Annotated in this window: 25 protein-coding genes; 14 read left to right on the top strand and 11 right to left on the bottom strand. The window is 63.8% G+C overall.

The window, feature by feature from the left end:
* Positions 1–28 precede the first annotated feature (28 nt).
* Positions 29–349, bottom strand: coding sequence for an AtuA-related protein (locus PVA39_RS17960; RefSeq protein WP_274125195.1), 321 nt, complete (start codon positions 347–349; stop codon positions 29–31).
* Positions 349–1,695: an acyclic terpene utilization AtuA family protein gene (locus tag PVA39_RS17965; protein ID WP_274125196.1), complete on the bottom strand. Its 1,347-nt coding sequence runs from the start codon at positions 1,693–1,695 to the stop codon at positions 349–351. Before PVA39_RS17965 ends, PVA39_RS17960 begins: the two co-directional genes overlap by 1 nt.
* 107 nt (positions 1,696–1,802) lie before the next feature.
* Between PVA39_RS17965 and PVA39_RS17970 the strand changes: the two genes are divergently transcribed.
* The 3 genes from PVA39_RS17970 (at position 1,803) to rimI (ending at position 4,036) form a co-directional block, all read left to right on the top strand.
* The gene (locus PVA39_RS17970) at positions 1,803–2,696 is read left to right on the top strand and encodes a LysR family transcriptional regulator (RefSeq protein WP_274125197.1); all 894 of its coding nucleotides are present in this window, start codon (positions 1,803–1,805) and stop codon (positions 2,694–2,696) included.
* A gap of 87 nt (positions 2,697–2,783) precedes the next feature.
* Positions 2,784–3,587: an energy transducer TonB gene (locus PVA39_RS17975; RefSeq protein WP_274125198.1), complete on the top strand. Its 804-nt coding sequence runs from the start codon at positions 2,784–2,786 to the stop codon at positions 3,585–3,587.
* Positions 3,584–4,036 carry a ribosomal protein S18-alanine N-acetyltransferase gene (gene rimI, locus PVA39_RS17980; protein WP_013789993.1) on the top strand — a complete coding sequence of 151 codons (453 nt, stop codon included), beginning with the start codon at positions 3,584–3,586 and terminating at the stop codon, positions 4,034–4,036. Before PVA39_RS17975 ends, rimI begins: the two co-directional genes overlap by 4 nt.
* 1 nt (position 4,037) lies before the next feature.
* Here rimI and PVA39_RS17985 read toward each other — a convergent pair whose 3' ends face one another.
* The gene (locus PVA39_RS17985) at positions 4,038–4,298 is read right to left on the bottom strand and encodes a hypothetical protein (protein ID WP_274125199.1); all 261 of its coding nucleotides are present in this window, start codon (positions 4,296–4,298) and stop codon (positions 4,038–4,040) included.
* Positions 4,299–4,473: 175 nt separating this feature from the next.
* On the opposite strand from PVA39_RS17985, the gene can reads away from it, so the two are divergent.
* From can to PVA39_RS18000, 3 genes are all read left to right on the top strand, one after another.
* Positions 4,474–5,115 carry a carbonate dehydratase gene (gene can, locus PVA39_RS17990; protein WP_147176796.1) on the top strand — a complete coding sequence of 214 codons (642 nt, stop codon included), beginning with the start codon at positions 4,474–4,476 and terminating at the stop codon, positions 5,113–5,115.
* Positions 5,112–6,038, top strand: a complete 927-nt coding sequence (locus PVA39_RS17995) for a DMT family transporter (protein WP_274125200.1) — start codon at positions 5,112–5,114, stop codon at positions 6,036–6,038. The genes can and PVA39_RS17995 overlap by 4 nt, the downstream gene beginning before the upstream one ends.
* A gap of 215 nt (positions 6,039–6,253) precedes the next feature.
* Positions 6,254–7,051 (top strand): hypothetical protein, encoded by a 798-nt coding sequence (locus PVA39_RS18000; protein WP_443200980.1) that lies wholly within the window; start codon positions 6,254–6,256, stop codon positions 7,049–7,051.
* Positions 7,052–7,317: 266 nt separating this feature from the next.
* On the opposite strand, the gene PVA39_RS18005 is transcribed toward PVA39_RS18000, so the two are convergent.
* Both PVA39_RS18005 and PVA39_RS18010 read right to left on the bottom strand, forming a co-directional pair.
* The gene (locus PVA39_RS18005) at positions 7,318–7,659 is read right to left on the bottom strand and encodes a zinc ribbon domain-containing protein YjdM (RefSeq protein ID WP_274125201.1); all 342 of its coding nucleotides are present in this window, start codon (positions 7,657–7,659) and stop codon (positions 7,318–7,320) included.
* A gap of 74 nt (positions 7,660–7,733) precedes the next feature.
* The gene (locus PVA39_RS18010; protein ID WP_274125202.1) at positions 7,734–8,138 is read right to left on the bottom strand and encodes a RidA family protein; all 405 of its coding nucleotides are present in this window, start codon (positions 8,136–8,138) and stop codon (positions 7,734–7,736) included.
* A 223-nt stretch (positions 8,139–8,361) separates the two neighbouring features.
* Here PVA39_RS18010 and PVA39_RS18015 point away from each other — a divergent pair, with 223 nt between their 5' ends.
* Positions 8,362–9,255 (top strand): YihY/virulence factor BrkB family protein, encoded by an 894-nt coding sequence (locus PVA39_RS18015; RefSeq protein WP_274125203.1) that lies wholly within the window; start codon positions 8,362–8,364, stop codon positions 9,253–9,255.
* Here PVA39_RS18015 and PVA39_RS18020 read toward each other — a convergent pair.
* The 3 genes from PVA39_RS18020 to PVA39_RS18030 form a co-directional block, all read right to left on the bottom strand.
* Complete coding sequence (locus PVA39_RS18020) at positions 9,248–9,718, bottom strand: LEA type 2 family protein (protein WP_274125204.1); 471 nt, start codon at positions 9,716–9,718, stop codon at positions 9,248–9,250. The two genes, PVA39_RS18015 and PVA39_RS18020, sit on opposite strands and share 8 nt — an antisense overlap.
* A 56-nt stretch (positions 9,719–9,774) precedes the next feature.
* Positions 9,775–10,620 (bottom strand): DMT family transporter, encoded by an 846-nt coding sequence (locus PVA39_RS18025; RefSeq protein ID WP_274125205.1) that lies wholly within the window; start codon positions 10,618–10,620, stop codon positions 9,775–9,777.
* 95 nt (positions 10,621–10,715) lie between these two features.
* Positions 10,716–11,360 (bottom strand): TetR family transcriptional regulator, encoded by a 645-nt coding sequence (locus PVA39_RS18030; RefSeq protein WP_093505620.1) that lies wholly within the window; start codon positions 11,358–11,360, stop codon positions 10,716–10,718.
* 201 nt (positions 11,361–11,561) lie between these two features.
* Between PVA39_RS18030 and PVA39_RS18035 the strand changes: the two genes are divergently transcribed.
* The 3 genes from PVA39_RS18035 to PVA39_RS18045 are packed head-to-tail and all read left to right on the top strand — an operon-like array spanning position 11,562 to position 17,325.
* A complete protein-coding gene (locus PVA39_RS18035; RefSeq protein WP_274125206.1) occupies positions 11,562–12,719 on the top strand; it encodes an efflux RND transporter periplasmic adaptor subunit in 1,158 nt (385 codons plus the stop codon).
* Positions 12,720–12,733: 14 nt separating this feature from the next.
* Positions 12,734–15,877, top strand: a complete 3,144-nt coding sequence (locus PVA39_RS18040) for an efflux RND transporter permease subunit (RefSeq protein ID WP_093505624.1) — start codon at positions 12,734–12,736, stop codon at positions 15,875–15,877.
* Entirely contained in the window at positions 15,874–17,325 is a 1,452-nt protein-coding gene (locus PVA39_RS18045; protein WP_274125207.1) for an AdeC/AdeK/OprM family multidrug efflux complex outer membrane factor, read from the top strand. The genes PVA39_RS18040 and PVA39_RS18045 overlap by 4 nt, the downstream gene beginning before the upstream one ends.
* 64 nt (positions 17,326–17,389) lie before the next feature.
* On the opposite strand, the gene PVA39_RS18050 is transcribed toward PVA39_RS18045, so the two are convergent.
* The 3 genes from PVA39_RS18050 to PVA39_RS18060 all read right to left on the bottom strand — a co-directional run bounded on the left by PVA39_RS18050 (position 17,390) and on the right by PVA39_RS18060 (position 19,190).
* Complete coding sequence (locus PVA39_RS18050) at positions 17,390–18,052, bottom strand: DedA family protein (RefSeq protein WP_274125208.1); 663 nt, start codon at positions 18,050–18,052, stop codon at positions 17,390–17,392.
* Positions 18,053–18,241: 189 nt separating this feature from the next.
* Positions 18,242–18,709, bottom strand: coding sequence for a hypothetical protein (locus tag PVA39_RS18055; protein WP_093505630.1), 468 nt, complete (start codon positions 18,707–18,709; stop codon positions 18,242–18,244).
* 118 nt (positions 18,710–18,827) lie between these two features.
* Positions 18,828–19,190, bottom strand: coding sequence for an RcnB family protein (locus PVA39_RS18060; protein ID WP_274125209.1), 363 nt, complete (start codon positions 19,188–19,190; stop codon positions 18,828–18,830).
* A gap of 210 nt (positions 19,191–19,400) precedes the next feature.
* On the opposite strand from PVA39_RS18060, the gene PVA39_RS18065 reads away from it, so the two are divergent.
* From PVA39_RS18065 to PVA39_RS18080, 4 genes are all read left to right on the top strand, one after another.
* Positions 19,401–19,790, top strand: a complete 390-nt coding sequence (locus PVA39_RS18065; protein ID WP_093505634.1) for a DUF3592 domain-containing protein — start codon at positions 19,401–19,403, stop codon at positions 19,788–19,790.
* A 176-nt stretch (positions 19,791–19,966) separates the two neighbouring features.
* Positions 19,967–20,530, top strand: coding sequence for an antibiotic biosynthesis monooxygenase (locus PVA39_RS18070; protein WP_274125210.1), 564 nt, complete (start codon positions 19,967–19,969; stop codon positions 20,528–20,530).
* Between the two features lie 35 nt (positions 20,531–20,565).
* Positions 20,566–21,384, top strand: a complete 819-nt coding sequence (locus PVA39_RS18075) for an alpha/beta fold hydrolase (protein ID WP_274125211.1) — start codon at positions 20,566–20,568, stop codon at positions 21,382–21,384.
* A 148-nt stretch (positions 21,385–21,532) separates the two neighbouring features.
* A complete protein-coding gene (locus PVA39_RS18080) occupies positions 21,533–23,374 on the top strand; it encodes an amidohydrolase (protein ID WP_274125351.1) in 1,842 nt (613 codons plus the stop codon).
* Positions 23,375–23,529 lie beyond the last annotated feature (155 nt).

Consider the following 23,529-nt stretch of genomic DNA (forward strand, 5'->3'; position numbering starts at 1 on the left):
TTGGAGTCGCAGGGTGAGCAGGGCAGGGCTATGAAGGCGCGGGCAGCCTCAGGTCGAGTAGCGCGTAGCTCAGGCTCTTGCCGTGGCGGTCGATGCCGGGGCTGGCGTTCACGCCGCCTTCCAGGGCGTTTTCCACCACGAAGTTGAGGCCGCCCAGGTTCGGCAGCTCGAACCGGCGCACCGCGCCAATCTGGCGGTGCGCCAGGCAGCCGGCCACCCGATCTGCGGTCAGCTCGGCGGCCAGCCAGGCGTAATGCGCCGAGTCGTAGGCGAACACCGCCACGCTCAGCATGTTGCCCTTGTCGCCCGCGCGGGCGTAGGCGTAATCGCAAAGCAGTACGTCGCTCATCAGAACCACTCCACCTGTTGCTGCACCGCGGTGCGGGGTATGAAGAAACTCGCCGTACCGATGGATTCGGTCAGGTGCCGGCGCACGCCGCCACCGCCAGCCGGGCCGTTGGTGTAGAGCGATTCGGCGTCGAGCAGCAGGTTTTCCAGTAGTGCCTTGTCACGGTCGACGAAGCTGATGCGCAGGCGCACGTCCTGCGGGTCCTGGGCGCTGGTCAGACGCTGTTCAAGCCACTGGCCGCGGGCATCGTTGAACAGGCTGGCGACGCCGATCAGGTCGATCCACGGTGTCAGTTGCGGCGCCAGGCGTGCGCAGCGCTGCAGCAGCACATCGCGGGCCAGTGCCGCGCGAGCCAGGGCGCCGGGGCCGGCGTAGGAAATCTCCGCTTCGGCGAACCAGTTACCGCGCAGGCCGATCAGCCCCTTGAGTTCGGACGGGCGCGCATGACCCTGTATGCCCTCGACCTCGACCAAATCAGGGCCAACCTGGCGTAAGCGGGCCTGGCTAAGGTCCAGGGTCACATCTGGGGTCAGGTAGGCAGCCGGGTCGTGGACTTCATAGAGCAGCTGTTCCTTGACCGTGCGTTCAGTGACGCAGCCACCGGTGCCAGCGGCCTTGCCGATGGTCACCCGGCCGTCGGCTTCGATGCTGGCGATCGGGCAACCGACGTTGGCCAGGTCCGGCACATCCTTGAGGCCCGGGTGGGCGAAATAGCCGCCCGTGACCTGGGTGCAGCATTCGAGCAGGTGGCCCACGGTGGTGGCCAGGGCGATGCGATCCCAATCCTCGGCTTGCCAGCCGAAGGCGTGACGCAGCGGACCGACTGCCAGGCTGGGGTCGGCGACGCGGCCGCAGAGTACGATATCGGCGCCTTCATCCAGTGCCTGCACGATGCCGTCGGCGCCGGTGTAAACGTTGACCGATACCACCTCGCCGTCAAGCGAGTCGGGCAGCCAGGCTTGTATGGCATCACTCGCGTCGAGCAGGTCGTCACCGAGCACACAGGCAATGCGCGCCGTTGCAAAGCGCCCGCCCTGCAGCTGCTGGCGCAGACGCCGGGCCGCAGCGCTGGGGTTGGCCGCGCCGCCGTTGGTGATGATCGGGATACCAGCGGCCAGGCAGGTTTCCAGCACCGGTTCGAGAAAGTCGAACAGCCGGCTGGCATAGCCGCTGTCGGGGTTGGCCAGGCGGCGCAATTGCGCTTCGGCCAGTGTGCGCTCGGCAAGCAGTTCGAAGAACAGGAAGCGCCGGCCGTCGCGTGCGGCAAGGTCATTGGCCAGGGCCAGAGCGGCATCGGGCCGATCATTGGCGAAGCCTGCCCCGCAACCGATATGGACTGTTGTCATCGTTATGATCCAGGTCGAGGTCTGCCGGCAGGGTGCGACTTCCTGATTTAGTTGTGAATTCGAAATGTGATATCAATTGATAAAACAATTCTATAAAAGCGCCCGCCATGGATATCAGCTTCCGCCAGCTTCAAGCCTTCGTGCTTATCGCCGAGCAGCGCAGCTTCAGCCGCGCCGCCGAACAGATCCATCTGTCCCAGCCGGCGCTGAGCTACAGCCTGCGCAAGCTGGAAGAGGCCTTGGGCCTCTCGCTGTTCGCCCGCAATACCCGTAGCGTGGAGCTGACCGAAGCCGGCGTGCGCTTTCTCGAGCAGGCCCGGCGCCTGCTGCGCGATATGCACCACGCGGTGCACGACGCCCATGAGCAGTTGCATCTGCAAAGCGGTTCGCTGCGCATCGGCGTGCTGCCGTCGGTGGTCATCGAGCCGTTGCCGCGGGTGCTGGTCGACTACCGACAGCGTTATCCGGGCATCGAGATCAGCCTGCGCGATGGCCGCGCCGGAGAGATCCGCCAGTGGGTCAGCAACGCCGAAGTGGACTTCGCCATCACTTCGGTGGCCGATGAGCCGGGCGTACTGGATTTCCAGCCGCTCTACGACGACAGCCTGGTGCTGCTGGTGCATGGCCTGAGCCGCTTGCGCGGCAAGAAGCTGCTGTCGGCGCTGCAATCGCTCGACTACGTTGCCACCACCCGCGACACCAGTCTGCGCACCATGGCCGATGAGACCTTGGCACGCATGGGCTTGCTGCGCGAGCCGGCATTCGAGGTCGCCTACATGAGCAGTGCCGCTGCGCTGGCGCGGGCGGGGCTGGGTTATGCGTTGCTGCCGGCCAGTGTGGCGGATACCTTCAACGGCGATGGCAGCCTGTCCGTGCATCCATTGCCGATGGCGCCGGCCCGTGGCATTGGTGTGCTGCAACGCAAACCCTGCTACCTGAGCCCGCCGGCCCAGGCCTTCGTCAGCCTGCTCAAGCAGCAGGACGAAGCCATTGGCCTGTAGCTACGGCTGACGTTTGGGGCTACCCGTGGCAGGCGATTCACGCGACAATCAGCGCCCTCGAAAATCGATGTGCCGGGTACCTGACGTTTGAACACCGAGCTGCGCCGCCGCGCCTATCTGGATGCCATGCAAGTGGCCAGTTGGCTGCCGCGCGTCGAACTGCCATTCGCGGCGCCGTCGCGGCCCGAGCTGCTGGTCGCCTTCGAGCCGGAAGTCGAGATCGTCGTCGAGAAACCGGCGGTGCAGGTCGAGGTAACTGCGCCGGCCGCGCAACCTGCCGCCGGCGAAGTCGTCACCCGCGAACGCCCACGCATCGAAATGCCCAAGCCGGGCTCGGGGAGCAAAACCGACGAGCCAGCCGCTGAACAAACCAGTGCCGCACCGGCACCGCGCGAGCGGCCAGCCCCGCCACCGCGTTTCGCCCTGCAGTTGCTGCGCGCCGGCAGCTGCGCGCTGCTGGTCGAGCTGCCCACCGGCGAGCCGTTCCAGAGCCGCGATCCGGCTTACCTGCTGCTCAAGGACCTGCTGCGCGCCGCTGGCCTGCCGGATGCCCCGCAGATCATCGGCGAGCCGGTGCGCTGGCCGCTGCTGGTGCGCGGCAACATGGACCAGGGCCCCCAGGCGGCGCTGGATTTCGTGCAGAGCTTTATCGGTGCGCGGTTGGAAGAGCAGGAGCCCTGCGCCTGCCTGTGGCTGATCGGCCTGCCCGCAATTCGCTTCGCTGGCGATGCCGATGCGAAAGCCTACAACCGCGAACTGCAGGTCGAGGAACTGGGCGCCGCCTGGGCACTGCCGGGCCTGGAGCTGCTGATGGACGAGCCTGAGCGCAAACGCGATTTGTGGCACGCCATGCAGCGCGTGCGGCGGCGCTGGCTGGAGGCCTCGGTATGAGTGACGCGATCAGCTTCCGACGGGCCACCGAGGCGGATATCGATGCGGTGCTGAAGATCGAATACGCCGCCTTCAGCCATCCATGGACGCGCGGCATCTTTCTCGACAGCCTGAAATCCTACGAAGTCTGGCTGATGTTCGAGGGCAGCCAGCAGGTCGGCCACGGGGTGATCAACGTGATCATCGACGAGGCGCATCTGCTGAACATTACCGTCAAACCGGAAAGCCAGGGCCGCGGCCTGGGCCTGCGCCTGCTCGAACACCTGATGGCCCGTGCCGCCGAGCTCAAGGCAGGGGAGTGCTTTCTCGAAGTACGCTCCAGCAACCAGGCGGCGTACCGTTTGTACGAGCGTTACGGTTTCAACGAGATTGGCCGTCGGCGCGATTACTACCCGGCGCCGGGCGGTCGTGAAGACGCGCTGGTGATGGCTTGCACGCTGGTGGAGTGAGCTAGCGGCGCGCCCAGCGCCGTTCCCGACGCTCTTCCTCAACCTGGCTCAGATCGTACTTATCCAGGAGTTCCTGAGATTGCTCTTCCCCTTCAGGCTGACCCGCCTGTTTCGTCTCATCGGCCGGCCGAGCGGTTTTTGGCGCAGCGGCCTGGCCCTGTTTGCGTGGCACCAACGGCTCCACCACATCGCGCAGAATCGGCGGCTCGGCCGGTTGCTCGGTGGCCGCTGGGCGGCTGACAGGTGGTTGCTTGTCGGTCATGACGAACTCCGGATCAGTCATTGGCTCTAGCCAATGGACGACCGCAGGCCAGGAAGATTCAGCGTTTCGGTCATTAACCCGCTATTGCGTGAGCTTGTTCGGCGCGCGAATCGCCTTGTCAAAAAGGCCAGTGCATCCGTATGGTGCGCATCGACCTTTCTCGGGAGCCGCCGCCGTGAGCGATCTCAAGCACCTGTTCGACAACAATGAGCGCTGGGCCGAAAACATCACCCAGAATGACCCGGACTTCTTTCCCCGCCTGGCCCGCCAGCAAACCCCGGAGTACCTGTGGATCGGCTGTTCGGATGCCCGCGTGCCGGCCAACGACATCGTCGGCCTGTTACCCGGCGAGTTGTTCGTGCACCGTAATGTAGCCAACGTGGTGCTGCACACCGATCTTAATTGCCTGTCGGTGATCCAGTACGCGGTCGATGTACTCAAGGTCAAACACATCCTGGTCACCGGCCACTACGGTTGCGGCGGCGTGCGCGCAGCCATGCACGATGCGCAGTTCGGCCTGATCGATGGCTGGTTGCGCAATATCCGCGACCTCTATTACGAGCAGCATGCGCACCTGGCCGCGTTATCCGACGAGGAAGCGCGAGTCGACCGCCTGTGCGAGCTGAACGTGATGAAGCAGGTCGGCAACGTCAGCCGTACCAGCATCGTCCAGAACGCCTGGCACCGCGGCCAGCAATTGTCGGTACACGGTTGCATCTACGGCCTCAAGGATGGCCGCTGGAAGGATCTCGACGTCACCGTCAGCGCTGCCGATCAATTGCCAGAGCAGTATCGCCTGCGCCCACCGCAGACATGAGTGTGGGTAAACCTTCGCGTCAGCTGGCGATTGCCGGTGTGCTGATGGCGGTGCTGTGCTGGGCGGGCAATGCCCTGGTAGCCCGCGCTTTCGCTGGCGAGATTCCACCCTTCGCCCTGGCCTTCTGGCGCTGGAGTCTGGCGCTGGTTCTGGTCCTGCCGTTCGTGGCATTGCCGCTGTGGCGTCACCGCACTGCGCTGCGCCATGCCGGCTGGCGCCTGATTGTGATCGCCGCCTTCGGCATCGCTGGCTACAACACCTTTCTGTACAGCGCGGCGCAGACCACCGCGGCGATCAACATCACCCTGGTCAACACCTGCATTCCGCTGATGACCTTCATCTTCGCCGGGCTGCTGCTCGGCGACTGGCCGGCGCGGCGCGCCTGGTGGGGCATGGCACTGGCGGTATGCGGGCTGCTGGTGCTGATCTGTCGCGGCGACTGGCAGACGCTGGCAGGCATGGCCTTCAATCATGGCGACCTGATCATGCTGCTGGCGGTGCTCGACTGGGCGCTTTATACCGTGCTGCTCAGGCGCTGGTCCAAATACCTGGCCCCGATTCCGCCGCTGGCGCTGCTGGGCATCTTCATGCTCCTGGGCGTGCCGATGATCCTGCCGTTGTATCTGTACGAGCTGTCCACCGGCCCCCAGCTGCTGGCCACGCCAGCCAATCTCTCGGCCATCGCCTACACGGCAGTGTTCGCCTCGCTGGTCGCTTATCTCGGCTGGAACAATGGTGTGAAGGTGTTGGGCGCCTCGACCGCGGCGATGGGTAACTACCTGATGCCGGTGTTCACCGCGATTCTCGGCTGGATCCTTCTGGGCGAAGCACTGCAGCTGTTCCACTGGTTCGGCGGGGCGATGATCTTCGCCGGGCTGCTGCTGGCCACCTTGCCGAAGCGCTCGCAGCGGGCGGCGGCCTGAGCCGATTGGCGGCTGCCACCCCACGTGTTGCGGTAGGCTGGCAGCAATTACCACGGGCCATGTAGTGCTAATTTGCCTGAGCGGAAAACTTTCGCGCAGCCACAGGGGTCTATGCCGATGGCTGGCGTTGGCGACTTGTGCTGATGCCGTAACGGGCATGAAGGCGATTGAGTTGCTAGTGTTATGCCGTCTGCAGAAGGATGAATTGTGAGTTAATGGATTACTCGCATGTCGCTCTCCACCGAAAAACTGCCTCCGTGCACAGGCTGACGGCCCGTTATCCGTTGCTTCGTGGTGTCTGCTGGCGCGCCATCGTGCTGGCCACGCTGGTGCTCGGGCTCAGCGGCTGCATGCATAATCAGGCCAATGGCCCCTTTTCCAGCAACAGCATCGCGGCCAGCCCCGGCGAGTTGTTCCAGACCCACTCCGACCGCATGGCCACCATCGGCATGCGCAACAACCTCAACGGCTTGTACCGGCTGATGGACAAGCTCTATCAGCGCAACCCGCGCGAGTGGCAAAAGACCGGTCTGGCTAGCCGCCAAGCGGCGGTACTGGCAGTGCGGCAATCCATCGAGCAGGGCAGACCGCCACCAGCATTGGCCGGCCGACAGGACATCGCAGCCCTCAGCTATGCGCTGGGCCCGGAATTCGAGGGGGATAGAGTCGGCGCCTTCATCTACGCCATCGGCAGCATGGTGGTCACCGCCCACGGCGGGCGCACCGAGTTCTATATCACCGACACCATCGACGCGCAGTTCGTGCACAATGCGGCACGTAACATCGAAAAGGCTACCTGGCTGCTGGCCACCCGGCGTGATGTCCAGGGTAACCCGCTGCTGTTATCCAACGAGTTGTCCGAAAACGGTCGCAACCTGAGCTTCGCCGTGGAGTTCGGCAAGATAGTCGCCCGTCTGGATTACCTGAGCGATGTGCTCGACGAGCGCTATCGGCGTATCGGCGTCAACTACGCCCACAGCCTGCTGTTCCTGAATTTCCTGCCGGTGCAATAGGCGCCCCTGGCGAGCGCCATCGTCTTGGAATCTACTCACGAGCCTTCGGCTCGACTACAGCGCTTTGAATGCAGAAAGGCGAGAGCGGACGTAGATCTCTGCTGATGTTGTAGGAGGGGTCGGGCGGCGATCCGCTTTAGCCGCGAGCTCTTTGTCGGCCTTGATAAAAAGCTCGGGGCTGAAGCCCCTCCTACGAGATCGCTGGATGTCCGCTTCTGCCTTGTCACAGCCTCTTCATACTGGCCAAAAAGATCGTGAACAGGCTCTTACACCTTGCGTACGAACTCGGACTTGAGCTTCATCGCGCCGATGCCGTCGATCTTGCAGTCGATATCGTGATCGCCGTCGACCAGGCGGATGCCCTTGACCTTGGTGCCGACCTTGACCACCAGCGAGGAGCCCTTGACCTTCAGGTCCTTGATCACGGTGATGGTGTCGCCGTCCTGCAGTACATTGCCGACCGAGTCTTTGACCACTTTGGTGTCATCACCCGCCGCCTCGTTGTCGGTGGCCGACCACTCGTGGGCGCATTCCGGGCAGACCAGATTGGTGCCGTCTTCGTAGGTGTATTCGGAGTTGCAGGCGGGGCAGGGTGGCAGCGTGCTCACGGGAAATCCTTCTGAGGCCGTGGAGAAAAAGGCCGCAGATTATATAGGGTTTTACACGCCGCCGGGGATTGCTGTCAGGCGTCCGGTAAAACGGCTTCGGCCTCGATCTCGATCAGCCATTCGGGCTCCGACAAGCCGGCGACCACCACCCAAGAGGTAGCGGGCGGCTGTTCGGGAAAGAAGCTGCGCAGCGCATCGACGATACATGCCTGCTCGTCACGGGCCTGGGCGACGATGTAGATGCGCAGCATCAGCACGTGCTGCAGGCTGCTCCCGGCGGCCTCGAGAATCCTGCGTACGTTGTGCAGCGCCGCGTGGGTCTGGCTGGCCAGATCGGTGCCGACAAGCCGTTCGTGTTCGTCCACGCCGACCTGCCCGGACAGATGAATTCGCTGTCCGCCCTGGCTTATCACCGCCTGGCTGAAACCATACTGTAGGGTGTTGAAGACCGAATCAGGGTTGAGGGTGTGCCTGTGCATCGATGCGTCCTTGATCGGTAACGGCCCGGCAGTCTAGCGTTGCAGCCGCAGGGCGGCAGGTCGAGACTGTTGCACCGTTTGTACGGTGTGGTGCGGATAACCCGAACTCATGGCGGCTTCGCTGCCTCCAAAAGACTGTGGTGACTCGGTCCGGTCCGGGCGCTGCACCTGCCGATGATTAACGGGTCATGCTGTTTGGCCCGCCATAGCCAGTGGAGGCGCCATGTTTTTCCCCCAGCTGCCGGGTGTCAGCCTGTTTACAGTGCTGAAGAAAACCGTCACCGACTTCATCGACGACGAGCTGCCCACCTATGCCTCGGCCCTGGCATTTCAGATGTTCTTCTCGTTGTTTCCCTTCCTGCTGTTTCTGGTAGCGCTGATCAGCCTCCTGGATCTGCAGCCGTTCTTCGACTGGCTGCGCCAGCAGGCCGAGCTGCTGCTGCCGCTCTCCACGGTGGAGCTGGTCAACCCGGTCATCGATCAGTTGCAGACGCAGAAGGCCGGGCTGTTTTCCATCGGTATCGTGGTGGCGCTGTGGACAGCGTCCTCGGCGGTGCGCTCGACCATGGATGCGATGAACAAGGCCTACGGCGTCAAGGAAGGGCGCAAGCCCTGGAAGCGCATCCCGCTGTCGCTGCTATACACCATCGGTATCGCCGCGGCGCTGCTGACCGCTGCGGCTCTGATGGTGCTCGGGCCGCAGGTGATGAACTGGCTGGCGCATCAGCTCGGTATCGAGCAGGTGGTGGTCACCCTATGGAATTTGTTGCGCCTGCCTGTAGCGGTGTTTCTGCTGATGATCGTGGTGGCGGTGGTGTATTACGTGGCGCCTGATGTGGAGCAGCGTTTTCGCTTCATAACCCCCGGCTCGGTACTGGCAGTGGTGGTGTGGATCGCCGCCTCAGTGGCCTTCGCATACTACGCGCAGAACTTCGCCAACTACAACGCCACCTACGGCAGCATCGGCGCGATCATCATCTTTCTGCTTTACCTGCATATTTCCTGCGCTGTATTGCTGTTTGGCGCCGAGCTCAATGCGGTGATCGAGCATTTCTCTCAAGACGGCAAGGAGCCCGGCGACAAGGAAATTCTCCCCGAAAACGAACCCTCTACCTGACCGCGGGTTGCTCCGGCGGCCAGTTCAGCAGGCCGCTGTCGCTGAAACGCTGGGTGCCGAACAGGCCGTCGGCGAGCTTGCCGCGCAACTGATAGGGCAGGCTCTGCCCGGGCTGATAGTTGCTGGCGCCCCACGCCTGGCGCAGCACCGAGTAGGCGGAAATGGTCACCGGTACGCTGATGACCGTCTCGCCAAAGCGCGGCACCTGGCCGCGCTGGTCGCTGACGCCGCGAGCCAGCGGCTGATCGTTGATATCCAAGGCAAGTGAAATACCGTTGAAGTCGATGGCGCTTTCGTTCGGGTTCTGTACCCGCAGCTTCACCGCGAAGCGCGCTTCGAGCCCCTCAGACGGCAGCGGTTCCAGGCCCACTAAATCGATATGCAACGGGTCACGCGAAGCCCAGGACGCGCAGCCGGCCAGGTTGGCGATCAGCAGCAGGGTGCATAGGTGACGCAGGCGCATGGCAATTCTCCGGTAGCTGAATCCTGCAGTTGTGACCGCGCCCGTGCCCGTTCGGCTCAAGCCTTGGCGCGCTGCTTGGCCATCAGCACCAGGGCGATGCCACCCAATACCGCCAGTGAACTCAAACCAAGGCGCAGGCTCAGCGCCTCTCCCAGTAGCAGGGCGCCGGCCAGTGCGGTGATGATCGGCACACTCAACTGTACGGTGGCGGCCTGAATGGCTTTCAGCCGGGTGATGGCCGTGTACCAGATGGCGTAACCCAGCCCCGAAGTCAGCGCGCCGGACGTCAGGGCGTAGAGCACGCCGTGCATATCCCAACTCGTGCTGTGCAGCAGCGCCAAGCTGAGCAGTACGGCCATGGGTACGCTGCGCACGAAGTTACCGGTGGTCGCCGCCAGGGCATCGCCGGCGCTGCGCCCCAGCAGTGAATAGACGCCCCAGGCGATGCCGGCGATCAGCATCAGCAGTGCACCGGTCAGCGGTGGCGCGCTGGCGCCGGGCAGCAGCAGGATCAGCAGGCCGGCGAAGGCCAGCAGCAGGCCGGCCAGGCTCAGCGGTCCGGGCCGCTCGCCCTGGTGCCAGCCCCACAGCAGCATGCTGATCTGCACCGCGCCGAACAGCAGCAGGGCGCCCGCGCCGGCATCCAGGCTTACATAGGCGAAGGAGAACGTCGCGGCATAGGTGAACAAGGCGACCGCGCCACGCCAGCTGCCGGCCATGGGTGTCATGCCATGGCGCAGGTGTAGAAGCAACGTCAGCATCATTGCACCAGCGAGCAGGCGCAGGCTGGTGAAGGTGGCGGGATCGATCTGGGAGGTTTTCAGGGCCAGGCGACAGAGCAGCGAGTTGCCGGCGAACGCCAGCATGGCGCAGGCGGTGAGAAGCAGGGTACGTACTGACATGGCCATCCTCGTGCGCAGGTCTGGCAGCGGAGCGTGGTCCGCGAGGTGCAGCAGATCTAAGCATGTCCGTCGGTGGCCGGCCATGGGCCCAAGGTCTAAGCCGGGCTAGGGTTACGCAGCGCCTTGCTGTGCTGGAGCATGTCGGTCAAGGCATCGACCATCGCGTGGGCGTGCGCCTGCAGGTCGTAGGCATCGGGGTTCATAAGCCAGTGCGCTTGCAGACCATCCATGTAAGCGTGCAGGCAGATCGCTGCGCGCCGGCAGTCGAGATCGGCCGGCAGTTGCCCGCGTTTGACGGCGTTGCGTAATGTTCTGGCAATGCGTTGGTCGCATTCTTGCTGGAAAGCCTGCATGCGCTTGCGCAGGTCGCCCAGTTCGGCGTTGTACTCGCATTTGTATTGCAGAATTTCACCCACGCGGCGGCATTCGTTGTCGGCTTGCATGCGCGCCAGAAGCTGCACCAGAAGCTGGCGCATGTTGCCCAGTGGATCGGGTTCGTCCTCGCTCTCGCAGGCGCGGGCTAGCTCTTCCTGGGGCAACATGCGGCGGTCGAGCATGGCCTGGAATACATCGACCTTGTTCTGAAAGTGCCAGTAGATGGCGCCGCGGGTCACGCCGGCTGCACTGGCGATATCAGCCAACGAGGTGCCGGACACGCCATTGGCGTAGAACACCCGTTCGGCTGCATCGAGAATGTGCGCGCGGGTTTCTTCGGCTTCCTCTTTGGTGCGTCGTGCCATGGGTACAGCTTCCACGGTTAAAAAATGGATGAAAACTCTTCTGGGGAGTCACATGCGGGCTCAGTGTCACACAAAAAGATCCGTTTACAAACATTCTCGAACGTAAGTATATTTGCGCTCTATTTCCCAGTATCCACCTCGGCTATCTGCCAGGTACCCGCGCCCTGCGGCTCGAATCACTTAGACATGAGGTCCTTTCAGATGCAGAAGAAGCCAGCCTTCGCCGCTACGGTTTCCGCTATCGCTCTGGCTACGCTGACGCTCGCCGGCTGCAAAGACGAGGCGGCGCCACCGCCGAAACAGGCACCGACTGTCGGTATCGTCACCCTTAAGACCGAGCCCTACACGCTGACCACCGAGCTGCCGGGCCGCACTGCGGCGTTCCGTATCGCCGAGGTGCGTCCGCAGGTCAACGGCATCATCCAGAAGCGTCTGTTCAAGGAAGGCTCCGAGGTCAAGGCCGGTCAGCAGCTGTATCAGATCGATGCCGCCGTCTATGAAGCCGCTGCCAAGAGTGCCGAAGCGACCTTGGCCTCGGCCAAGTCGCTGTCCGAGCGCTACAAGAGCCTGGTATCCGATCAGGCGGTGAGCCGTCAGGCCTATGACGAAGCCCAGGCTTCCCGCTTGCAGGCTGAGGCTGCTCTGGAACAGGCACGCATCAACGTGCGTTACACCAAGGTGTTGGCGCCCATCGCCGGTCGCGTTGGCCGCTCGGCGGTGACCGAAGGTGCGCTGGTCAGCAGCGGCCAGAGCACCGCCATGGCGACCATCCAGCAGCTCGACCCGATCTACGTCGACGTGACCCAGCCAACCAAAGACTTGCTGCGTCTGCGCCGCGAGCTGGAAAGCGGTCAACTGCAGAAGGCCAGCGACACCGCCGCCAAGGTGCAGCTGCGCCTCGAAGACGGCAGCACCTATAAACACGAAGGCACTCTGGAGTTCTCTGAAGTGTCGGTCGACGAAGGCACTGGTTCGGTGACCCTGCGCGCCGTATTCCCCAACCCGGATCACACTCTGCTGCCGGGCATGTTCGTGCACGCGCGTCTGCCGGCTGGTGTGAACAAGGAAGCGATTCTCGCGCCGCAGCAGGGCATTACCCGCAACGCCAAGGGTGATCCGACCGCGCTGGTGGTCAATGCCGAGAACAAGGTCGAGCTGCGCCAGGTCAAGGCCGAGCGCACCGACGGCAACCGCTGGGTGGTGCTCGATGGCCTGAAGTCCGGCGACAAGCTGATTACCGAAGGCCTGCAGTTCGTGCAGCCAGGTGCCGAGGTGAAGACCACCGAGGCCAAGAACGTGGCTGCGCCAGAACAGGCCGCTGCTGACCAGGCTGAACCTGAACAGGCCGAAAGCCGCTAAGGAGCGATTACACGATGTCGAATTTCTTCATCGACAGGCCGATTTTCGCCTGGGTGATCGCCTTGGTGATCATGCTGGCGGGCGGCCTGTCCATCCTCAAATTGCCCGTTAATCAGTACCCGAGCATCGCCGCGCCGGCGGTGAGCATCCAGGTCAACTACCCGGGGGCTTCCGCACAGACCGTGCAGGACACCGTGGTGCAGGTGATCGAGCAGCAGATGAACGGCATCGACGGGCTGCGCTACATCAGCTCGGCGAGCAACTCCGATGGCAGCATGGAGATCATCGTCACCTTCAACCAGGGCACCAACCCGGACATCGCCCAGGTTCAGGTACAGAACAAGCTGCAGCTGGCCACTCCCTTGCTGCCTCAGGAGGTTCAGCAGCAGGGCCTGCGCGTTACCAAGGCGGTGAAGAACTTCCTGCTGGTGATCGGTGTGGTATCCACCGACGGCAGCATGACCAACCAGGATCTGTCCAACTACATCGTCGCCAACATGCAGGACCCGATTTCCCGGACGCCGGGCGTCGGTGACTTTCAGGTGTTCGGTGCCCAGTACGCCATGCGTATCTGGCTCGATCCGGCCAAGCTCAACAACTTCCAGCTGACCCCGGTCGACGTGCGCACCGCCGTTCAGGCGCAGAACGTGCAGATCTCCTCCGGCCAGTTCGGTGGCCTGCCCGCTGGCCCTGGCCAGCAGCTCAACGCTACCATCATTGGCAAGACTCGCCTGCAGACGCCGGAGCAGTTCCGCAACATCCTGCTCAAGGTCAATCGCGACGGCTCTCAAGTACGCCTGGGCGATGTCGCCAAGGTCGAGCTGGGCGGCGAGAACTACAACATCCGTGCACAGTTCAACGGTAACGCCGCATCCGGTCTGGCGATCAAGCTGGCCACCGGTGCCAACGCCCTGGATACCGCCAAGGCGATCCGTGCCACCATCGACCAGCTCAAGCCGTTCTTCCCGGCCGGCATGGAAGTGGTGATGCCGTATGACTCCACTCCGGTGGTGCAGGAATCGATCCACGGCGTGGTCAAGACCCTTGCCGAAGCCTTCGTGCTGGTGTTCCTGGTGATGTACCTGTTCCTGCAGAACTTCCGCGCCACGCTGATCCCCACTCTGGCGGTGCCGGTGGTATTGCTTGGTACCTTTGGCGTGCTGGCGGTATTCGGCTACAGCATCAACACCCTGACCATGTTCGCCATGATTCTGGCCATCGGCCTGCTGGTGGACGACGCCATCGTGGTGGTGGAAAACGTCGAACGGGTGATGCGCGAGGAGGGCCTGTCGCCACGTGAGGCGACGCGCAAATCCATGGGCCAGATCCAGGGTGCTCTGGTGGGTATCGGCGTTGTGCTCTCGGCGGTGCTGCTGCCGATGGCCTTCTTCGGCGGTTCGGTGGGGGTGATCTACCGGCAGTTCTCGATCACCATCGTGTCGGCCATGGTGCTCTCGGTGATCCTGGCGCTGATCTTCACCCCGGCGCTGTGCGCCACCTTGCTCAAGCCCATCGCCAAAGGTGATCACCACGAGAAACGCGGCTTCTTCGGCTGGTTCAACCGTACCTTCGAGCGCAGCGTCAACGGTTACGAGCGTGGTGTGCGTGGCGTGGTCAAGCACCGGGTACCGTTCCTGATCCTTTATGCGGTGATCGTCGCCATCGCCGGCTGGTTGTTCACCCTGATTCCTTCTGCGTTCCTGCCTGAGGAAGACCAGGGCGTGCTGTTCGCTCAGGTGCAGACGCCTTCGGGCTCCAGTGCCGCGCGTACCCAGGCGGTCGTAGATGACATGCGCAAGTACCTGCTCGAAGACGAGAAGGATGTGGTCAACTCGGTGTTTACCGTGACCGGCTTCAACTTCGCAGGTCGCGGCCAGAGCTCGGGTATGGCGTTCATCATGCTCAAGCCGTGGTCCGAGCGTACCGCGGCAGGCACCAGCGTTGCCGAGCTGGCGCAGCGTGCTCAGGGTCGCTTCTTCGGTGGCGAGTTCCGCGATGCCATGGTGTTCGCCTTCGCGCCGCCAGCGGTCATGGAGCTGGGCAATGCCACCGGCTTCAACCTGTTCCTGCAGGATCGTGCAGGTGTTGGCCAGGCGACCCTGAACCAGGCCCGTGACAAATTCCTGCAGCTGGCCAACCAGAGCCCGGTGCTCAGCAGTGTGCGCGCCAACGGCCTGCTCGACGAGCCGCAGTACAAGCTGATTGTCGACGACGAGAAGGTGCGTACCCTCGGTGTGTCGCTGTCGGACGTCAACACCACCCTGCAGATCGGCTGGGGTGGTAGCTACGTCAACGACTTTATCGACAAGGGCCGGGTCAAGAAGGTTTACCTGCAGGGTCAGAGCGACTCGCGCATGAACCCTGAGGACCTGAGCAAGTGGCACGTGCGTAACGATCAGGGCCAGATGGTGCCGTTCAGTGCCTTCGCGACCGGCGAGTGGGTCTACGGTTCGCCCAAGCTGTCGCGCTACAACGGTGTGAGCGCCATCGAGATTCTCGGTGCGCCGGCGCCTGGCCACAGTTCTGGTGAGGCCATGGCCGAAGTGGAGCGCATTGCCGCCGAACTGCCGCAGGGCATCGGCTACGACTGGACGGGGCAATCCTACGAGGAGCGCCTGGCTGGTTCGCAAACCCTGGCCCTCTACGCGCTGTCGCTGCTGGTGGTGTTCCTCTGCCTGGCGGCGCTGTACGAGAGCTGGTCGATTCCGTTCTCGGTGATCCTGGTAGTGCCGCTGGGTATTCTCGGTGCGCTGCTGTTCACCCTGGGCCGCGGGCTGTCCAACGACGTGTTCTTCCAGGTGGGTCTGATCACCACCATCGGCCTGTCGGCGCGTAACGCGATCCTCATCGTCGAGTTCGCCAAGGCGCTGCACGAACAGGGCAAGAGCCATCTCGAGGCCGCCGTCGAGGCGTGTCGTATGCGTCTGCGCCCGATCATCATGACCTCCCTGGCATTCATCCTCGGCGTTGTGCCGCTGGCCATCGCCAGTGGCGCGGGTTCAGGCAGCAAACACGCCATCGGTACCGGTGTGATCGGCGGTATGCTTACTGCCGCGGTCCTGGCGATCTTCTGGATTCCGCTGTTCTATGTGGTGGTCAGCTCGATGTTCAAGGACAAGAGCGTCAAACAATCCAATGATGAGGAGGCCGTCCAGTGAGGCAGTCCCTGTTGTCTCTGGCAGTCGCGGGCATCGTGCTCAGCGGCTGCACCATGATCCCTGACTACCAGCGCCCGCAGTCGCCCGTCGACAACGTCTGGCCTCAGGGCAAAGCCTACGAGGGCAGTAACGTGCAGGGTTCGGTGGCTGCCGCCGATCTGGGCTGGCGCGAGTTCCTGCGTGACCCGGCGCTGCAGCGCCTGGTGGAAACCGCGCTGAACAACAACCGCGACCTCCGCGTTGCGGCGTTGAATGTCGAAGCCTTCCAGGCCCAGTACCGCATCCAGCGTTCCGAGCTGTTCCCCAACATCTCGGCCGATGGCAGCGGTACTCGCCAGCGCACACCGGCCGACCTGTCGCAGACCGGCCGTTCCACGGTTGGCGGCCAGTACAGCGCGACCGTGGGCGTGAATGCCTGGGAAGTGGACTTCTTCGGGCGTCTGCGCAGCCTCAACGAGCAGACCCTGCAGCAGTACTTCGCCACCGAAGAAGCCCGGCGCAGCACCCAGATCAGCCTGATCGCCAGTGTGGCCAACGCCTACCTGACGCTGCAGGCTGACGAGGCACTGCTCAAGCTGACCCGCGATACCCTTGGCACTTATCAGCGCAGCCTGGAGCTGACCCAGCGCAGCTTCGACGTCGGCGTGACCGACGCGCTGTCCCTGAGCCAGGCGCGCACCGCGGTGCAGACCGCCCAGGCCAACCTGGCGCAGTACACCCGCCAGGTCGCCCAGGATCGTAACGCCCTGGGCGTGCTGCTCGGCGGCCCGGTGCCGGCCGACCTGCCGCAAGGCGATGGCCTGGACAAGCAGCTGCTGGCCGACGTGCCGGCGGGCCTGCCGTCCGACCTGCTGCAGCGGCGCCCCGACGTGCTGCAGGCCGAGCGTGAACTGCTCGCCGCCAACGCCAGCATCGGCGCCGCGCGTGCAGCGTTCTTCCCGAGCATCAGCCTGACCGCCAACGCCGGCACCGCCAGCCGTCAGCTATCGGGTCTGTTCGACGGCGGTTCGGGCACCTGGCTGTTCCAGCCGCAGATCAACCTGCCGATCTTCACGGCCGGTCGCCTGCGCGCCAACCTTGACTACGCCGAGATCCAAAAAAACATTCAGGTGGCGAACTACGAGAAGGCAGTGCAGACCGCCTTCCAGGAAGTCGCCGATGGCCTTGCAGCCCGCGGCACCTACGAGGAGCAGCTGCAGGCGCAGCGTAACCTGGTGGAAGCCTCGGAGAACTACTACGACCTGGCCGACCGCCGCTTCCGTACCGGTGTGGACAGCTATCTGACCCTGCTCGATGCCCAGCGCCAGCTGTTCAGCGCCGAGCAGCAACTGATCGGCGTACGCCTGTCGCAGCTGACCAGCGAGATCAACCTGTACAAGGCGCTCGGTGGTGGCTGGAACGAGCGTAACCAGGCTGCGCCGGCCAGCGAGCCGGCCCCGCAGTCCTGACCGTAGCAAGCGACCAACAAAAAGCCCGCGTAAAAACGCGGGCTTTTTCATGTCTGCGGTTCGGTCATTGCGGCGTCTGCACGCGGCTGGAACTGCTCATCTTGTGGCGGATCAGCTGGATCACGCCCGGCAGGATCGACACGATGATGATGCCAACGATCAGGTAGTGCAGGTTGCTCTGCACCGCCGGCAGATTGCCGAAGAAATAGCCGCCGTAGGTGAACAGGGTGACCCAGAGGATCGCGCCGACCACGTTGTAGGCGGCGAAATGTGCGTAGCTCATGCGGCCCATGCCGGCGACGAAGGGCGCGAAGGTGCGCACGATCGGCACGAAGCGCGCCAGGATGATGGTCTTGCCACCATGGCGGGCGTAGAACTGCTGGGTGATTTCCAGGTGACGGCGGCGGAAGATCTTCGAGTCCGGGTTGCGGAACAGGCGCTCACCGAGGAAGCGGCCGATGGTGTAATTCACCGCATCGCCGAGAATCGCCGCGGTGATCAACAGCAGCACCAGCAGGTGTACGTTCATCTCGCCGTGCACGGCGATGGCGCCGGCCACGAACAACAACGAATCACCGGGCAGGAACGGCGTGACCACCAGGCCGGTTTCGCAGAACACGATCAGGAACAGGATCGCGTAGATCCAGGTGCCGTACTGGGCGGTCAGGGCCGCCAGGTGCTGGTCGATATGCAGAATGAAATCGATAACCAGGTGAATGAATTCCATCTAAGGCTCCAACGATTGGGCAGCCCGCCATGGATCGGGGCGGGTTGCACGGGGGCAGCATTATGCTCGCATCGGTGTACAAAGGCGCGAGGCCAGAGCAGGGTTTTGAGCCTACGTCGTGATAAGCGTTCCGTTAGACAACGTGATGACGATCAATGTAGGCGGGCAGGGTGGCCGATTCGGCCGAAGTCAGGGTTTGCTGCGTGGTTGGACGTGCAGTTCGGTGGTTTGCGCATCCTTGGCCTGCATCGTGGCCGGGTCGCGTTTGCCGATGTCCTGTGCGGCGCGCTGCTTGGCGAGTGCCGCCATACGTTCGGACCAAGCGAATTGCAGCTCGCGGTATTGCGGCGCCACGGCGGCGCTGTTCAAACGTGCCTGCTCCTGCCAGAACGCGGCATCACCACGCCACCAGGGATCTTCCCCAGGTGCCACAGGCTCGATGGGTGCTGCTGCAGGCGTTGCAGGAGAGCTCGCCGAGGCTGGAGCCGATACCGGCGCAGGCGCCAGCTTTATGGTGGTGGGCTGCTCCGGCGCCGGATACAGGCGCGCGAACAGCTGCATGCCCCCATAAGCCAGCGCGGCGCCGACCGCCACGGCGATGGCGCTGCGGGCGAAATCGCTGCGCGGGCTTTTGGGCTTGCTTGCTGAAGCTTTCATCATCCATCCCTAGAAGAGAAAGAACCGACACGAGGCATGGCGGAACCTGCGTGAATGATAGCCACTTGAGCGGCGCCGTTGAGCTTTATTTACGTGTCGGTACAGCGTGCCAGAGCGGTTACCTACCCTTGATGATGCGCTGGATGGTGCCGGTGTTGTTGTTCAGCAACACGTAATCGGTACCGATCTTCACCCAATGCTCGTGCTCCTTGTCTTCGGGCTCCGGCAAGTTGTGTTTTTTCAGGTCCTTGATCGCATAGTCGTCACGCCAGTACTTGTGCGGTGCCGGGGTGCCTTCCTTGAGATCGCCGATGTGCATCGGGTCCTTGGCTTGCGGGTCTTCCTGGTCGGGCTGCTGCTTGAGCACCTGACCTTGGTAGGCCTCGCGGGCCGGTTCCTGTTGGGCTGGGTCGGCCGCATGGGCCATGCCGCTGGCCAGCAGGGCGCCGAACAAGATGCTGAGGGTAGGCGTGGTTTTCATGTGACTCTCCTTAATCCGTGTCCATAGAGATGGACACGGCAGGTTGCCGAACACTCAACCTAAATTTTCACCACCTAACCGGCCTGTCGTCCTCTTATACGCCTTTGCAGATGACACTTATGCACACGCCGCCGAACGGCAGGTTTTTTCCATGAACCTTCAGGCTTTGGCCCGGCACTATCTATTCAGGTCCCAGTAATCGAGTGAGTCATGCCTGTTCCCGTTTTTCTCGCCCTGGTGTTCGGCTGCGTCGGCGCCGTGCTCATGGGCATCGGCCTTTCCCGCCGGCGCGCCAGCCGCGACTGGCTGTGCGCGCAGGGGCGCATCATCGCCAGTGAATGGGGGCTGAGTACGCCGAGCCGCTACCCGCGTTTTGAATGGCGCGACGAGCACGGCAACCTGCACATGCACGAAAGCAGCATGAGCAGCTGGCGCCACTACCGCAAAGGCGATCCGGTGGCGGTGCGCTACGATCCGGCGTTTCCCAAGCGCGCGGTGATCGACACCCCGGTGCAGCGCGGCGCCTCGTTCTTCTGGCTGGGCGTGCTGCTGTGCGCCATCGCTGTCGCCTTCCTGTTGGTCGAGCTGCTGCTCAACTGAGCCCGCTTGCTGACCGCAGTCGCTGGTCGATTGCCAGCTGAGCACATACGTCCAATAACGCCGCTCGACCCAGCGGCATAGTGGCTGCACGGTCGGGGTGCAGCCGCAGGCTTGCTGATCGTCATGCCGCAGGCGTTGGCCTCGCGGGTCGATTTCGCTGTCAGGGACGTTCCACCATGCCAACCACTGTGCCGAGCGATGTGGTGACCCTGGTCATCCAGCACCAGGTGCGCCCCGGTTGCCTGCCTGCCTATGAAGCCTGGCTCAAGCGCGCCCTGGCCGCCGCCGAACAGCAGCCGGGCCACCTGGGCGTCAACGTGATCCGCGTCCCAGGGCAGGGTGATGCCTTCACCACCGTGCTGCGCTTCGCCGAAGGCTGGCAACTGGACGAGTGGATCGCCTCGGATCGCCGGCGTCTGCTGATCGACGAAGTGCTGCCGCTGCTCGAAGGCGGCGACCAGATCCAGGTCAGCCGCGACCACGAATTCTGGTTCACCCCCGAACATGCCCAGGCACCCCAGCCGCTGAAGTGGAAACAGGCGGTGCTGACCTACCTGGTCATCTGCCCGCTGACCATGATCATCCCGCAGTTGTGGCTGCCGCTGTTCCAGCAGTACCCGACGCTGGGCGGCGTGGTGCCGAGCAACCTGCTGATCACCCTGTGCATCGTCGTGCCGGTGGTGTTCTGGATCATGCCGGCGGTCACCCGCTGGTGCGCCGGCTGGCTGAGCGCCCGCTGAATTTTTCCCACATTCCTATCCGAGAGGTTATCGCCATGAGCACATTCACCACCCGCGACGGCACCGAGATCTATTTCAAGGACTGGGGCAGCGGCAAGCCCGTGCTGTTCAGCCACGGCTGGCCGTTGGACGCCGACATGTGGGAATACCAGATGCAGTACCTGAGCAGCCGCGGCTACCGCACCATCGCCTTCGACCGTCGCGGTTTCGGGCGCTCCAGCCAGCCGTGGACGGGCTACGACTACGACACCTTCGCCGACGACATCGCCCAGCTGATCGAACACCTCGACTTGCACGACGTGACCCTGGTGGGCTTTTCCATGGGCGGCGGCGACGTCAGCCGCTACATCGGCCGCCACGGCACTTCGCGGGTGAGCAAGCTGGCGCTGCTCGGTGCGGTCACGCCGATCTTCGGCAAGGCCGCGGATTTTCCCGAAGGCGTCGACGCTTCGGTGTTCGCCGGCATCAAGGACGGCCTGCTCAAGGACCGCGCGCAGTTCATCAGCGATTTCGCCACGCTGTTCTATGGCATCGACAAGGGCCACGCGATCTCCGATGGCGTGCTCACCCAGACCCTCAACATCGCGCTGCTGGCCTCGCTCAAGGGCACCGTCGACTGCGTGACCGCCTTCTCGGAAACCGATTTCCGCGCCGACATGACCAAGGTCGATGTACCGACCCTGGTGATCCACGGTGACGCCGACGCCATCGTGCCGTTCGAAACCACCGGCCGCCTCGCCGCGCAGATGATCGAGGGCGCCGAACTGAAGGTGTACGAAGGCGCGCCCCATGGCTTCGCCGTGACCCATCAGCAGCGTCTGAACGAAGACCTGCTGGCCTTCGTGTCCCGCTGATCGACCGGAGCGCCCAGCCATGACCGATGATCCCAAAGACCCGAAACGCCGCCAGGTCGTTGCTGCCGGTGGCCTGCTCGGCGCGGCTGGCGCGCTGTGGTCCGCCTTACCCTTTGCCGGCGGTGCCGGCTATGCATTCGGAGCTAACATGAACGACGCCGACCTGATCCTGCTCAACGGCAAATTCCACACCGTGGACCCCGAGCGCCCGCATGCGAGCGCCGTGGCGATCAAGGATGGCCGCTTCATCGCGGTCGGCAGCGACGCCGAGGCCATGGCCACCAAGGGCGCCGCCACCAAGGTCATCGACCTCAACAAGCGCACCGCGATTCCCGGCCTCAACGACTCGCACCTGCACCTGATCCGCGGCGGCCTGAACTACAACCTCGAGCTGCGCTGGGAAGGCGTGCCGTCGCTGGCCGATGCCCTGCGCATGCTCAAGGACCAGGCCGACCGCACGCCTACCCCGCAATGGGTGCGCGTGGTCGGGGGCTGGAACGAATTCCAGTTCGCCGAAAAGCGTATGCCGACCCTGGCCGAGATCAACCAGGCGGCGCCGGACACCCCGGTGTTCCTGCTGCACCTCTATGACCGCGCCTTGCTCAACCGCGCGGCCCTGCGGGTGGTCGGCTACACCAAGGACACGCCCAACCCGCCCGGTGGCGAAATCCAGCGCGACGCCAATGGCGAACCCACCGGCATGCTGATCGCCCGCCCCAACGCGATGATCCTCTACTCGACCCTGTCCAAAGGGCCGAAGCTGCCCCTCGAATACCAGGTCAACTCGACCCGCCAGTTCATGCGTGAGCTCAATCGCCTGGGCCTGACCAGCGCCATCGATGCCGGCGGCGGTTACCAGAACTATCCGGACGACTACCAGGTGATCCAGGAGCTGGCCGACAACGACCAGCTGACCGTACGCATCGCCTACAACCTGTTCACCCAGAAGCCCAAGGAAGAACTGGCCGACTTCCAGCAGTGGACCAAGACCGTCACCTACGGCCAGGGCACCGACTACTTTCGCCATAACGGCGCCGGCGAGATGCTGGCGTTCTCGGCCGCCGACTTCGAGGACTTCCTCGAGCCTCGCCCGGACCTGCCGCCGAATATGGAGGCCGATCTGGAACCGGTGGTGCGCCACCTGGTCGAGCACCGCTGGCCGTTCCGTCTGCACGCCACCTACGACGAATCCATCTCGCGCATGCTCGCCGTGTTCGAGAAGGTCAACCGCGACATCCCGTTCAACGGCCTGCCGTGGTTCTTCGACCACGCCGAAACCATCACCCCGAAGAACATCGAGCGGGTGAGGGCGCTGGGCGGTGGCATCGCCATCCAGCACCGCATGGCCTTCCAGGGTGAATACTTCGTCGATCGCTACGGCAAGCAGGCGGCGGAAAGTACCCCGCCGATCAAACGCATGCTCGCCGAGGGCGTGCCGGTCGGCGCCGGCACCGATGCCACCCGCGTGGCCAGCTACAACCCCTGGACCTCGCTGTACTGGCTGGTCAGCGGCAAGACCGTGGGCGGCACCGCGTTGTACCCCGAAGGGCTGTCGCGGGAAGTCGCGCTGCAACTGTTCACCCAGGGCAGTGCCTGGTTCTCCAACGAGCAGGGCAAGAAGGGGCAGATCCGCGTGGGTCAGCTGGCCGACGTGGCGGTGCTTTCCCAGGACTATTTCAGCGTGTCCGAAGAAGCGATCAAGTACCTGGAATCGGTGCTCACCGTGGTGGGCGGCAAGGTGGTCTACGGCGCCGACGAGTTCGACAAGCACGGCAACCCACCGCTGCCGGTACTGCCGGACTGGTCGCCGGTGGCCAAGGTACCGGGGCACTGGAAGCCCGCTGCGCCGCTGCAGGCCGCCGTGCACCAGTGCGTCGGCTCCTGCGCGGTGCACGCCCACAGCCATGAGCGAGCGCGGCAGAGCAAGGTGCCGGTGAGCGACTACGCCGGCTTCTGGGGCGCGTTCGGGTGTTCGTGCTTTGCGTTCTGAGGTCTGTTTCTGATCGCTCCCACGCTCCGCGTGGGAGCGCCCAGAGCTGCATTCCCACGCGGAGCGTGGGAACGATCATCAACCACGAATCATTTTTTATCGGCGTCTCGCCGCGCCTCGGGCACCGCTGTGCCCATTTTTTACCGACACCGACT

Source organism: Pseudomonas sp. CNPSo 3701, assembly GCF_028674975.1.
Lineage (GTDB): Bacteria > Pseudomonadota > Gammaproteobacteria > Pseudomonadales > Pseudomonadaceae > Aquipseudomonas > Aquipseudomonas straminea.